This window comes from Agriterribacter sp. (genome assembly GCF_035445465.1).
In the GTDB taxonomy this organism is placed as follows: Bacteria; Bacteroidota; Bacteroidia; order Chitinophagales; family Chitinophagaceae; genus Agriterribacter.
Window position 1 is genome coordinate 1 of the sequence record NZ_DAOMQT010000078.1, and the last position, 12915, is coordinate 12915.

At 43.3% G+C, this 12915-nt stretch carries 11 protein-coding genes; 7 read left to right on the forward strand and 4 right to left on the reverse strand.

The window, feature by feature from the left end; all coding sequences use genetic code 11:
• Positions 1–356: 356 nt before the first annotated feature.
• Positions 357–3068, forward strand: coding sequence for a valine--tRNA ligase (locus tag PLE34_RS20365; RefSeq protein WP_324560035.1), 2712 nt, complete (start codon positions 357–359; stop codon positions 3066–3068).
• A 136-nt stretch (positions 3069–3204) separates the two neighbouring features.
• Here PLE34_RS20365 and PLE34_RS20370 read toward each other — a convergent pair whose 3' ends face one another.
• Genes PLE34_RS20370 through folK form a run of 3 tightly spaced genes read right to left on the reverse strand, consistent with a single transcriptional unit; the run spans position 3205 to position 5643 of the window.
• Positions 3205–4458 (reverse strand): MFS transporter, encoded by a 1254-nt coding sequence (locus PLE34_RS20370; RefSeq protein ID WP_324560037.1) that lies wholly within the window; start codon positions 4456–4458, stop codon positions 3205–3207.
• A gap of 13 nt (positions 4459–4471) precedes the next feature.
• Positions 4472–5104, reverse strand: coding sequence for a deoxynucleoside kinase (locus PLE34_RS20375; RefSeq protein WP_324560039.1), 633 nt, complete (start codon positions 5102–5104; stop codon positions 4472–4474).
• Positions 5105–5157: 53 nt separating this feature from the next.
• The gene (folK, locus tag PLE34_RS20380; protein ID WP_324560041.1) at positions 5158–5643 is read right to left on the reverse strand and encodes a 2-amino-4-hydroxy-6-hydroxymethyldihydropteridine diphosphokinase; all 486 of its coding nucleotides are present in this window, start codon (positions 5641–5643) and stop codon (positions 5158–5160) included.
• 60 nt (positions 5644–5703) lie between these two features.
• On the opposite strand from folK, the gene sppA reads away from it, so the two are divergent.
• The 5 genes from sppA to PLE34_RS20405 all read left to right on the forward strand — a co-directional run bounded on the left by sppA (position 5704) and on the right by PLE34_RS20405 (position 11883).
• Positions 5704–7461: a signal peptide peptidase SppA gene (gene sppA / locus PLE34_RS20385; protein WP_324560044.1), complete on the forward strand. Its 1758-nt coding sequence runs from the start codon at positions 5704–5706 to the stop codon at positions 7459–7461.
• 51 nt (positions 7462–7512) lie between these two features.
• Positions 7513–8619 (forward strand): ABC transporter permease, encoded by a 1107-nt coding sequence (locus PLE34_RS20390; RefSeq protein ID WP_324560046.1) that lies wholly within the window; start codon positions 7513–7515, stop codon positions 8617–8619.
• A gap of 30 nt (positions 8620–8649) precedes the next feature.
• Entirely contained in the window at positions 8650–9165 is a 516-nt protein-coding gene (locus PLE34_RS20395) for a hypothetical protein (RefSeq protein WP_324560048.1), read from the forward strand.
• A 159-nt stretch (positions 9166–9324) separates the two neighbouring features.
• A complete protein-coding gene (locus PLE34_RS20400) occupies positions 9325–9753 on the forward strand; it encodes a PepSY-like domain-containing protein (protein ID WP_324560050.1) in 429 nt (142 codons plus the stop codon).
• A 159-nt stretch (positions 9754–9912) separates the two neighbouring features.
• A complete protein-coding gene (locus PLE34_RS20405) occupies positions 9913–11883 on the forward strand; it encodes a pyrroloquinoline quinone-dependent dehydrogenase (RefSeq protein WP_324560052.1) in 1971 nt (656 codons plus the stop codon).
• Here PLE34_RS20405 and PLE34_RS21940 read toward each other — a convergent pair.
• On the reverse strand, positions 11781–12149 hold the full coding sequence (locus tag PLE34_RS21940) for a 3-keto-alpha-glucoside-1,2-lyase-like domain-containing protein (RefSeq protein WP_502875898.1): 369 nt from the start codon (positions 12147–12149) through the stop codon (positions 11781–11783). The genes PLE34_RS20405 and PLE34_RS21940 overlap by 103 nt on opposite strands.
• 155 nt (positions 12150–12304) lie before the next feature.
• Here PLE34_RS21940 and PLE34_RS20410 point away from each other — a divergent pair.
• Positions 12305–12915, forward strand: a 611-nt coding sequence (locus tag PLE34_RS20410; RefSeq protein WP_502875899.1) for an IolE/MocC family protein, incomplete at its 3' end; no start/stop codon positions are given.

Below are 12915 nucleotides of genomic sequence, written 5' to 3' on the forward strand. Positions count from 1 at the left end.
ATCCGGTCCTGATTTTTTCATCTTAAAATCATCAATTATGAAGCTTTTTAACTCATTGCACTTAGGTGAAGGTGTAAAAATCGCTATGATTGTTATACTGGTTTATGCAACGATTGCGGTTATCACGTACCTCTCCTGGTAAAATTATTTTTCCTGGAAGAAGCACTTTCCCCGGATAACAGGGAAAGTGTTTTTTTTAGGTTATCCACCGCCCGGCCCTGTGGTACTCACCAGCTCCCTGAGCCATCGGCTTTCAGCCTTCAGCTAAAGAATACTAACAACGATCTGATAATTCCTTTTTTCACCATTCACTACTCACCACTGGCCACTCACCACGATTTCATTCACCCTCAAATATGCTTACCTTTGCCAACTTTATGGAACAACTGAGCAAAAATTATGAGCCTGCCGCTGTTGAAGAAAAGTGGAGCAGGCACTGGAAAGCAGAACAATATTTTAAGAGCGTGCCGGATAGCCGCAAGCCCTTTACCGTGGTTATTCCACCACCCAATGTTACCGGGGTTTTGCATATGGGGCATACGCTCAATGAAACTGTGCAGGACATATTGGTGCGCAAGGCCAGGATGAGTGGCTTTAATGCCTGCTGGGTACCCGGCAGCGATCATGCTTCTATTGCTACTGAAGCCAAGGTGGTAGGTATGCTTAAAGAAAGGGGAATTGATAAAAATAGTTTAAGCAGGCCTGAGTTTTTAAAGTACGCCTATGAATGGAAAGAAAAATACGGCGGTATTATTTATAGCCAGATAGAAAAACTGGGCTGCAGCGTAGACTGGAGCAGGGTAACCTTTACCATGGATGATGCTTATTACAAAGCCGTAATGAAAGTGTTCGTGGATTTGCACGGTAAAGGACTGATTTACCGCGGCGCAAGAATGATCAACTGGGATCCGGCGGCGCAAACTGCATTGAGTGATGAAGAAGTAGAGTATAAGGATCTGCAGGGAAAATTATATTACATACGGTATAGCATTACGGATGAAGCGGGAGAAGAAATGATCAACCCGCTGACCGGCGAAAAAGGAATTATTATTGCCACCCAGCGCCCCGAAACCATTATGGGCGATACGGCTGTTTGCGTTAATCCTAACGATGAACGTTATGCGCATTTAAAGCATGCGAAGGCTGTTGTTCCGCTCATCAACCGCAGCATACCCATTATTTTTGATGAATATGTTGACCCGGCATTTGGTACGGGCGCCCTGAAAGTTACGCCGGCGCATGATATTAATGATTATAACCTGGGACTAAAGCACCACCTGGAAGTAGTGGATACCCTGAACGCGGATGGCACATTAAGCGAAGCCGCGCAAATATATGTGGGGGAAGACCGCTTTGCCGCCCGGAAAAAGATCATTGCCGGGTTATCGGAGAAAGGATTCATTGTTAAAGAAGAGGAATATGCCACCCGCCTCGGCTACAGCCAACGCACGGGCGTTGTGGTAGAGCCACGTATTTCAACACAATGGTTTTTAAAAATGAAACCGCTTGCCGAACCTGCTTTAAAAGCGGTGCTGGAGGGTGAGATTAATATACACCCCGGCGATAAATTCCTGGCTACCTATAAGTATTGGCTGGAAAATGTGAAGGACTGGTGCATCAGCCGCCAGTTGTGGTGGGGACAGCAGATACCCGCATGGTACGATGATAAAGGCAATGTAGTAGTGGCCGAAAATGAAACTGCCGCTAAAAAATTATATACCGCTCAGTATGGCGAAGACAATATTTTAACGCAGGATGAAGATGTGCTCGACACCTGGTTCTCTTCCTGGCTTTGGCCTATGGAAGTATTTAAAGGCATCTCTGATCCGGGCAACAGGGATATTCAGTATTATTATCCCACATCTGTGCTGGTAACCGGGCAGGATATTATTTTTTTCTGGGTGGCCAGGATGATCATGGCGGGATTAGCATACAATAAAGAAAAGCCCATCGAAAAAGCGGTTCCGTTCAGAGATGTATATTTTACCGGCATGGTGCGGGATAAGCAGGGCCGAAAAATGAGCAAGCAACTGGGCAATTCGCCCGACCTGCTGAAGCTCATTGAAGATTATGGTGCGGATGCTGTTCGCTTTGGCATTATGATCTCTTCTCCCGCTGGTAATGACCTGTTGTTTGATAATGCTTCCTTAGAGCAGGGAAAATTCTTCAACAATAAACTATGGAATGCGCTGAAGCTGGTGAAGATGTGGGAACATCGGGCAGATGTTTCATTACCCGCTAATGATGATTTTGCTACGCAATGGTTTGAAAGCAGGCTGAATGAAGTAAAAGCCGAAGTGGAAAAGCTATTTTCAGAATTCCGGTTGAGCGAAGCGCTTAAAACCATTTACTCTTTAATATGGGATGACTTTTGCAGTTGGTATCTTGAATGGGTGAAACCTGGTTTTGAGCAATCTATTTCGGCGGATGTATATAGTAAAACAGTGGCTTATTTTACTGAGCTATTGCAATTATTGCATCCTTATATGCCCTTTATTACGGAAGAAATAAATGAGCGGCTTAATGAAGGCAAAGAAGGCTTATGCGTGATGCAATGTAAGCCGGTGGGGATAGCCAACAATGAAATACTGCAACGGGGAGCTATACTTAAAGCAGATATAACAGCAATAAGAGATGCAAGGAAAAAGAATGAAATAAAGAACAGTGAAAGAATTTCCTTCTCAAAAAATGCTGCAGGTGAACATATATATAGAGATGAAGGGATGGATCTTTTGTTAAGGAAGCAAACAAATGTTTTTTTTGACGCTTCAGTTTATACCAACGAAGATTATAGTATTGATGGTAAAGAACGCATTGTAATTGCTTCATCTGAAAGACAATTCTATTTATACGTTGATAAAAAAATTGATACTTCAGCGCAGAAAGAACAATTGGAAAAAGACCTTGCTTATCAAAAAGGATTTCTTGCAGCTATAGCAAAAAAGCTAAGCAACGAACGGTTTGTTCAAAATGCCCGGCCGGAAGTAGTGGAGCTGGAAAGAAAAAAAATGGCCGATGCCGAAGCTAAAATTAAAGCGATAGAAGAAAGCCTGGCGCAGTTGAGTTAACTTGATTGTAATTGATGACAGCGTATATTGATGCAGGTGCGCTGACCGCGTCTGTCAATCTGCGGCATCTTTTCTTATAGCGTGCGTAACAGCAACTGTTTTTAAACAGCTTCTTCGTTAGGAAAACCTGCGATAATTAATATTCTAATTTCCTAAGCTCCGGCGCCTTGAACCAGGTAGCAGCGGCTACTAAAAACGTCATGCATCCGCCAAAAATAACGGAAGGCACTACCCCCATTATTTTCGCCATCAGTCCACTTTCAAACTGCCCCAGTTCATTGCTCGAATTAACAAACATGGAATTTACACTCAATACCCTGCCCTTCATTTCATCGGGTGTTTTTAACTGCATGATGGTACCCCTTATCACAACACTGATCCCATCTAATATACCACTCAGCATCAATGCAAAAAAAGACAACAGGAACCATTTGGAAAAGGCGAAAATAACAATACAGATACCAAACCCTGAAACAGCAATAATGAGCCGCCGTCCCTGTTTTTGTTTCATCGGAAAAAAAGTAAGCAGCAACACACTGCATATAGCGCCTACATCGGATGCGCCGTTTAAAATACCAAAGCCTTCCGGCCCTATTTTTAAAATATCCCGCGCAAATACGGGCACCATAGCTACAGCCCCGCCAAAAAATACGGCGAACATATCTAATGAAATAGCCCCCAGCAGATCTTTTGTTCTGAAAACAAACCGCAGCCCTTCTTTAACGCTTTCCCATGTCTTTTGTTCACTTTTCTGTATAAGCGCCGGCTTCTTTTTAATACGCAATAGCGCTATGAATGCAGCAAGCATGCCCGAACAAATACACCATAAGGTTCCGCTGTTTCCAAACAGGGCAATGCAAAAGCCTCCCATGGCATGCCCCATAACGGATGCCGTAAGCCATGCACCCTGGTTCCATGTAATGGCATTTGGTAAAACACGCCGTGGAACGATCAGCGCAAGCAGCACATTAAAAGAAGGGCCTGCAAAAGCACGGACAATACCTGTGCAGCATATTACCGCGTAAATGCAAATGGCTATGCGATGCTGTGTAAGATGTGCTCCGGCATATGCCGAGGAAAGGATCAGTAATGCAATAGCTGCGCATACATACATCAACACGCCTGTGAGGAGCAGCTTTCTTTTTTCGCTCATATCAATTACATGACCTGCATATAAGGCAAGGCTGAGCGCGGGAATAACTTCCGACAAACCGATGAGGCCAATAGCGAAGGGAGCATTGGTAAGCTGGTATATCCACCAGCCAACGAGAGTGCTCATCATGCGCAGCGAAAGGATAAATAAAAAACGTCCGGTTATCAAATATCTGAACTCCGGTATTTGTACTGCTTCAAACGGGGCGCCTGTTTTAAAATAGGTTTGAAGACTCATCACTTTTCAATTTTCAGGGTAGCGCTATGTAATACTGGCCGGCATCATAATCTTTATCAAGCGCGTCAATAATCGCTTTCAGATGATTTTCATTACCCAGGAAATCTGCTTTGCCGGCATCTACATATAAGGTTCTGATATTATGTTGTTTGATATAGTGCGTGTAGGTTTGCTGGATATTGAACAGGTATTCATCAGGAATATTTTGTTCATAAGCACGTCCGCGTTTACGGATATTCGACTGCAGATTATAAACAGGCGCATGCAGGTAAATCAGGATGTCGGGCTGAACAAGCTGCTGGTGGATAATGTCGAATAAACGCTGGTACAGTAGGAATTCCTCATCCGGTAAATTTACTTTTGCAAAAAGCAGGCATTTGGTAAACATATAGTCCGATATCGTTATGTGCTGAAAGATATCCCGGGTATGTACCAGCTCTTTAAGTTGCTTATAGCGCTCGGCCATAAAAAAAAGTTCCAGCGGAAAGGCGTTCTGTTGTGGATTTTCATAAAACTTAGCAAGAAAAGGATTATCCGCAAATTGTTCAAGTATCAGCCTTGCATTAAAATATCTCGACAACAGATGGGCTAAAGTTGTTTTACCTGCACCAATATTACCTTCAATGGTGATGAAACGATAATTCATAAAGTAAGCCAAACTTAAACAACCCTTTTAAATAAACCGGAAAGGGTTATACACTAATTTTCCAGTTTTCGTACTTCTAGCGTATCAGGACATTCTTTTAAAAGACGACTAATCGTTTTTTTCAATACCGGGTGCACCGCATCAGGAGCTATTTCATTCAGGGGCTCAAGGGCAAAACGCCTGTTAGCTAATTCGGGATGCGGAACCACCAGGTTGGGATAATGAATAACCGCATCATTAAACAACAAAATATCAATATCAATGACCCGGGGGCCAAATTTTTCAACCCGGTGTCGCCCCATACTGGTTTCAATATGCAGTATGGTATCAAGCAATTCCAAAGCAGGTAAAGTGGTATGTACAATAAGTGCCTGGTTATAAAAAGGGGGCTGATCGGTTTTCCCCCAGGCTGCGGTTTCATAAAAATGCGATAAAAGCGCTATTCTGCCGCATGCCTTTTCAACCCTCATTGCCGCTTTTTTTAGTTGCTTTTTCCTGTCGCCCATGTTACCGCCTATCAGTAAATACGCTTTATTCATGGATAGTATGTAATTTTCGGCTTCAAATATCTCTATTTTTACCAGATTAAAATTTTTAACGTGAGGAGTTTCTTTAAGTTTTTCCTGGCCGCTTTGCTGGCACTGGTTGTTTTTACTTTGATTGGGTTTCTTATTTTATTTGCTGTAGCAGGTAGTATTGCCAGTAGTGAAAAAACAACAATAGCAGCAAAATCAGTTTTATTTATTGACCTTTCCCGGAGTTTTAAGGATAAAAAAACAGACAATACCCTTGCGCGGCTCAGTGGTGACAGGGATATCTATTCAACCTCCCTGTATGATGTTGTTCGCCTCCTTCAACATGCTAAAAGCGATTCGTTGGTAAAGGGTATTTATATTAAATGTAATGAAAACGCAAACGGGTTTGCTGCAAGTGAAGAGTTGCGCAACGCACTCCTTGATTTTAAGGAGAGTAAGAAATTCGTTATTGCCTACGGCGATATGATTTCCCAGAAAGCTTATTTTGTTGCCAGCGCGGCCGACAAAATTTACTGCAACCCTAAAGGCATGATAGACTGGAAAGGATTTGCCTCCCAGCTTTTTTTCATTAAGAACGCGTTAAAGAAACTTGAAATTGAACCGCAGATATTTTATGATGGTAAATTTAAAAGCGCTACAGAACCGCTGCGCGAAGAAAAGATGACGGAAGCCAACCGGTTGCAAACTACGGTATGGCTGGGAGATGTATACCATCGTTTTTTACTTGCGGTTGCGGATGCGAGAAGCATTGATACCGCAACGCTTCACGGGTATGCCAACGCCTATATGATACAAACAGCCAATGATGCTGTAAAATATAAGTTATTAGACGGTGTAAAATATGACGATGAGGTGAAAGATGAGATCAGGAAAAGACTGGATATTAAAGAAGATGACAAAATTGAATTTGTACAAATAGGGAGTTATGCTGAAGCAACCAGCATAAAAAAATATACATCCGACAGGATAGCCGTTATTTATGCCGAAGGAGATATTGTATATGGCCGGGGAAGCGAAGGGCAGGTAGGTTCAGATGAATTCAGGAACCTGATTTCAAAAGCCCGCACGGATAAAAATATTAAGGCTATTGTATTACGGGTTAATTCGCCCGGTGGCAGCGCTTTGGCAAGTGAAATTATATGGAGGGAAACCCTGCTTGCCCGAAAAGCCGGAAAGCCTTTGGTGGTTTCCATGGGAGATGTGGCCGCTTCCGGTGGTTATTATATTTCATGCGCGGCCGACAGCATTTTTGCACAACCCAATACCATTACCGGCTCCATTGGTGTTTTTGGCATCGTACCTAATATGCAGGATTTTTTCAAAAACAAATTAGGCGTAACATTCGACCAGGTAAAAACCACGCCCTATGCAGATATAGGTACAACGGTTCGGCCACTCACCGAAGGAGAGAAGCAAATTATACAGGCCGCAATAGATACCATTTATCATGATTTTAAAACACGGGTGGCGGACGGCCGGAAAAAAGATATGCTGCTGGTTGACAGTATTGCACAGGGAAGGGTATGGACTGGTAGTCGTGCTATGCAAATTGGATTGGTAGACCGCCTTGGCGGACTGAACGATGCCATAGCATGCGCCGCAGGCATGGCCAAACTTAAAGATTACTCGTTGAGAGAATACCCTGAGCCGGTGTCGTTCTGGGATATGCTAAAAAGTAGTTACAGCAAAACAGTAAAAGCCAAAGCAATCAGGGAGGAACTGAGTTACAGCCAATACCAGTTATATGAACAACTGCAGCGCATCAGGCAAAGGGTGGGTACGGCACAAACAAGGCTGCCTTATGATATTGTTGTAGAGTAAATTATTAATGTACTTCAATCCGCTACCTTTACCGGGCAAATTATACATTGCATGTTAAAATCCTATAGCCAGTTTAAAGCCATGTTAGCTATTGCCAAAGCGGGACTTATTGCTATTTTCAGAAGTCCTTCGGCAGTTGCCTTCAGCTTTGCTTTTCCACTTATATTTATTCTTGTTTTTGGTTTCTTTAGCGGGGGGAGCAAGGTTTCCCTGCGTGCAGCTTTTGCTCCCGGTACGGATACTACTCACTATTTATATAGCGTAATCCATAATATCGCCGGTATCCGCATCATTGAAAAACCGGACATTGAGCTCAATGAGGAACTTGAAAAAGGCAGGCTAACAGCTATTATCTCCATTCACAAAAATGATAATGAGTCGCCGGCATATTTTATCAACCTCAAAAGTTCGGAAGCGGTAAGTCCACAGAATTTGCAGGTACTGCGCTCCATTCTTGAATCAGTCATCAAAAATATTGATCGTCAAAAATATCCGAATACGCCTACTATTGCAGCCATTAATAATCATATTGAAAAAATACCCGGAAGAACCTATCGTACCATTGATTTCATTTTACCGGGGCAACTCGGATTCTCTTTATTGAGTGCCGGCGTATTTGGGGTAGCATTTTTGTTTTTCAGCCTGCGGCAAACCTTAGTGCTAAAACGTTTTTTCGCCACACCTGTCAGCCGCACCTTTATCGTACTGGGTGAAGGCCTGAGCCGCGTAACCTTTCAACTGATAACGGCGGTAGTGATATTATTAGTAGGATATTATTTTTTTCATTTTACATTAATCCACGGCTGGATCACCTTTATGGAATTGCTGGTATTGAGTTTCATAGGACTGGTTGTTTTTATGTCGTTTGGATTTGTGGTAAGCGGGATAGCGAAAAATGAAAGTACTATTCCGCCATTAGCTAATATGGTTACGCTGCCCCAGTTTTTGCTTGCGGGTACCTTTTTTCCTATTGATAACTTTCCTGCCTGGCTGCAGCCTTTTTGTAAAATATTACCACTTACCCATTTAAATGATGCCATGCGCAACGTGGCTTTTGAAGGCGCGCATTTAACAGATTGCGGCAAACAGTTAGGCATACTTGCTATATGGGCTGTAATAGGCTATACGCTTGCGGTAAAGGCGTTTAAATGGGAATAAAAAATAGTAATAAATTTTGATCTTAAAAATATGCGTTTATTAAAACAGGCGGTAACAGGACTTATAATATTCAGCATCATACTGCTGTTGTTTTCCTTTCTGCTGCCCTCAAAAATAAGGGTATCCAAATCTGTACTGGTACATGCTTCCCACGAAAGGGTAATGGCTGCCCTGCTGCATATTGAGGACTGGAAAAACTGGAATCCTATTTTGCAGGACAGTACTGCAAAGTATACCATATTATCGCCTCAACGGGTAGACTGGATAAGCGCCGATGGCGTTCCAAACTCCATACAATTAGAGCAATTTGCGCGCGACAGTATAACCGTTCTTATAAGATCTAAAAACAAACAGGTTTTTTCCAGCGGGTTTACTGTTGTAAGCCATCCGCAGGACAGCCTGCTCACCAAAACAGAGTGGTGGATTAATGAAGATATTAAATGGTATCCCTGGGAAAAATTCTATGGTTTGTTTTCTGAAAGCTTCAGGGAAACCTACATGGATAATAACCTGCAGTTGTTTAAGCATTATGTTGAAAACAAATGAAAAGTTAAATAGCCGCAGTTAAAGCGCATTATGCGCTTCTGAATACGTTATTAACATCTTTTAAACATTTTTCTTTTTTACTTCACACAAATATAAGCATAGTAGCATGCTACATATGTGAAAATATCATCTTCTCACCCGTTATCTAAAATGCATTTTATGAAAGGAACATTTTTGTTACTGGCATTGCCCGTGCTGCTACTTGCTTCCTGCACCAAGGAAAAAGTAGTAGGATCCAATGACCTGCCTGCCACCAGCACCAACTATATTATTACTCATTTTCCTGATCAAACAATCGTTCATGCCGTAAAAGAGTTTGATGATCTTCAGATCACATATACGGTGTATCTAAAAAACGGAGTTAAAATTGAATTTAATCAAAACGGGGAAGTAAAAGAAATAGAGGGCAACAGTGCACTGCCGGATAGTGTAATCCCATCTGCTATCCTCGCTTACGTTAACGCCAATTATGCTTCGGAATTTATAAAAGAGTGGAAGCTGGAAAGAACAAAGCAGGAGATAAAGCTTTCTAACGGCATAACGCTGGAGTTTGATAAGAACGGAAATTTTCTGCGTATTGATAACTGACCGCTGCGCCGGCATATATGCCGGTTTATTTTAAAGCCCACATTCTTCGGCTGATCTGATGTTTTTAGTGACTCTGCTACTGTTGCACATCTTTTATCCTGCAAGTATAAAAGATGTGTATTTTTATTGTGCCATATCATTTTCGCTCAATATTTTGTTATGTCACTAAAAAATACATTGCTTCTCTTCCTGGGGTTGAGCCTGCTTTCACCTGCTTTACAATCGCAAACAAATCATAATGTACAAAATGGCAAAAGTAACAATGGTTGGTCAGCCTATGGTGGCGATGCCGGGGGGAGCCGTTATTCTTCATTGCAGCAGATCAACAGTAATAATGTAAAAAAGTTACAGGTAGCGTGGACCTTCCAAACGGGCGAATTAGGCAAGTATGAAGGCACAAATGCAAGGGAGAAAGCGGCCTTTGAAGCAACGCCCATTCTTATAGACGGCACATTATATTTCAGTACAGCTTCCTGCAGGGTGTTTGCGATAGATGCTGCTTCGGGAGCGCAAAAGTGGGTTTTTGATCCGAAGGTGAATTTAAAGAATGATTTTTCTGAAATTACTTCCCGTGGGGTTTCCGCCTGGCCCGCGCCAGGTGATAAAATCAGCCAGTCTGCTTCAAAAAGGATTTTTATTGCCACAATTGACGGGCGTTTGATAGCATTGGATGCAAAAACAGGTAGCCCGGTTATTTATTTTGGTAAGGATGGAGTGGTTGATTTAAGGGAGGGCTTTGGTAAAGACCTCAGTGTAACTTCCCCGCCTGCCGTTATAGGCAATCTTGTAATTGTAGGTTCTTCCATGGGCGATAACCAGCGCTTCGATTACCCGAGGGGCACCGTAAGGGCCTATGATGCCAACTCGGGCGAGCTGCGCTGGAGTTGGGATCCCATTCCAACAGATAGTACCGATAAGGCCTGGCATACCTGGAATGGCCCCAAAGCGCATAAAACCGGTGCTGCCAATGCGTGGGCTGTTATTTCGGTTGATGCTGACCGTGACCTTGTATTCATTCCTGCCAGCAGTCCGAGCCCGGATTTTTACGGAGGAGAACGTTTAGGACAGAACTTATATGGCAACTGTATTGCGGCGCTTCGTGCCTCCACCGGAAAAATGATTTGGTATTATCAGGTGGTGCATCACGATTTGTGGGATTATGATATTGCGGCGCAGCCTGTGCTGATAGAAATAACAAGAGAAGGCAGGAAAATTCCCGCAGTTGCGGTAGGCACCAAAATGGGGCACATTTTTGTTTTGCACCGTGAAACCGGCGAATCCTTATTCCCTGTTGAAGAGCGGAGCGTGCCGGCATCTGATATTGCAGGGGAAGAAGCACATCCTACCCAGCCTTTCCCTGTGCTTCCTGCCCCTGTAGGTTTGCAAAGCATTACTATAGCAGATGCATGGGGCATAACCGAAGAGGACAAAGCGGAGGCGGAAAAACGGATTGCGCAATATGTTAATAAAGGACCGTTTACCCCTCCCAGTTATGAAGGCACCCTTGTGGCGCCGGGAAATGTGGGCGGCATTCACTGGGGTGGCATGTGCTATGACCCCAAGCAGGAATTACTGATCACTAATATTAACCGGATACCGGCAGTTATAAGAATGCTGCCCAGGGAAAAAGTGACGCAATTAGAAAAGGAGCATTCGGAAATCATGAGAGCAGAAACCGGCAGGCAGGCCGGCACGCCCTATGTAATGAAACGCGATTATTTGTTTAAAGCCGGAAACAAAGGTTTGATGATGCAAATCCAGCCGCCATGGGGTACGCTGCTTGCTATTGATTTACATAACGGAGCAAAGCAATGGGAAGTGCCGCTGGGATATATGCTTGATCCGCGCCAGTATCCTGATGCCAAAAACTGGGGCTCAATAAACTTTGGCGGCGCCATTGTTACCGCAGGTAATACCTTATTTGTAGCCGCTACCTTAGATAATCACCTGCGTGCCTTTAATACAAAAACCGGTGAGCTGTTATGGGAGTATGCATTGCCGGCCAGCGCGCAGGCCACGCCTATGACCTATGAAGTTAATGGTAAACAATATATAGTGATAGCCGCCGGCGGACATGGAAAACTGGGAAGCAAGCAGGGAGATTTCGTGGTTGCGTTTTCCGTTCCGTAAAAGAAAATGGCTAAAATGTCCGGCAATGAAAAGAGCTGGCTACCATCTGCCGCGGTGCTTCCTTTCGGTTCCGAAGCCCTACTTGTACCCGTTATTATGCCATTCTGCACTTTCCATTCTCCTCCGGGTAGTATATGCCATCCATCTAAATTTTTGCCATTAAACAAATTAACCCATCGCTGGGCCTGCGTTGCGGATATAGTCAAAAGCATTACAGCAGAGAATTGCAATAAGCTTACAATATATTTTTTCATGAAATGATACATAATAAAAGGATGTTCTAATATAAAACAAAAAGGGTTGCCGCGTATAAGAAGAGGAATGTTTTTATGTACTTAGCGTTCCGGTATTTAATTTTTTCACTTTACATTGAAGGCATATATTTACCCTTAGTAAAATCGCTCATTTCAAAATTTGCCTTATGTCTTTAAATAATAACAATGCTTATAATGCCTCGCGTCGGAAATTTTTATTAAAAGGATCACTGGCTTCGGCGGGATTGTTGATTGGTGGTTCGGCTGCATGGTCAAAAGCATTTTCGTTTGATAAAGTACCCAATTCGAAATTCTTTGGCGTGCAGATCGGTGTGATCACGTATTCATTCCGGAGCATGCCGCACAATGTTGAGCAACTTTTACAATATATTGTTGATAGCGGCATCAGCGCCGTAGAACTGATGGGCGAATCGGTAGAAGATTATGCAGGAAAGCCGGCCGATAAAAGCAAAGTAGCCGACTGGCGTGCCACAGTTTCCATGGATAAGTTTAAGGAAGTAAAAAAAATGTTCAAAAAAGCCGGGGTAAGCATCTATGCTTTTAAACCCAGTGCCCTGGGCACAAACAATACCGATGCGGAAATTGAATATGCACTGAAAGCTGCCAAAGCACTGGGGGCGAATTCCGTTACTGTTGAATTACCCAAAGATCCGGCCCATTCCAAACGCCTGGGAGCGCTTGCCGCGAAACATAAAGTATACATCGGCTACCACGCCCACACACAGGCTACGGATACTGCATGGGATGAAGCCCTCAG

What these genes read in the sequence shown, in the direction of transcription:
- PLE34_RS20400 (WP_324560050.1), top strand. Translation starts at nt 9,325, where the DNA reads ATGAAAGGAACATTTTTGTTACTGGCATTGCCCGTGCTGCTACTTGCT.
- PLE34_RS20405 (WP_324560052.1), top strand. Translation starts at nt 9,913, where the DNA reads ATGTCACTAAAAAATACATTGCTTCTCTTCCTGGGGTTGAGCCTGCTT.
- PLE34_RS20365 (WP_324560035.1), top strand. Translation starts at nt 357, where the DNA reads ATGCTTACCTTTGCCAACTTTATGGAACAACTGAGCAAAAATTATGAG.
- PLE34_RS20375 (WP_324560039.1), bottom strand. Translation starts at nt 5,104, where the DNA reads ATGAATTATCGTTTCATCACCATTGAAGGTAATATTGGTGCAGGTAAA.
- PLE34_RS21940 (WP_502875898.1), bottom strand. Translation starts at nt 12,149, where the DNA reads ATGTATCATTTCATGAAAAAATATATTGTAAGCTTATTGCAATTCTCT.
- folK (WP_324560041.1), bottom strand. Translation starts at nt 5,643, where the DNA reads ATGAATAAAGCGTATTTACTGATAGGCGGTAACATGGGCGACAGGAAA.
- PLE34_RS20390 (WP_324560046.1), top strand. Translation starts at nt 7,513, where the DNA reads ATGTTAAAATCCTATAGCCAGTTTAAAGCCATGTTAGCTATTGCCAAA.
- PLE34_RS20395 (WP_324560048.1), top strand. Translation starts at nt 8,650, where the DNA reads ATGCGTTTATTAAAACAGGCGGTAACAGGACTTATAATATTCAGCATC.
- PLE34_RS20370 (WP_324560037.1), bottom strand. Translation starts at nt 4,458, where the DNA reads ATGAGTCTTCAAACCTATTTTAAAACAGGCGCCCCGTTTGAAGCAGTA.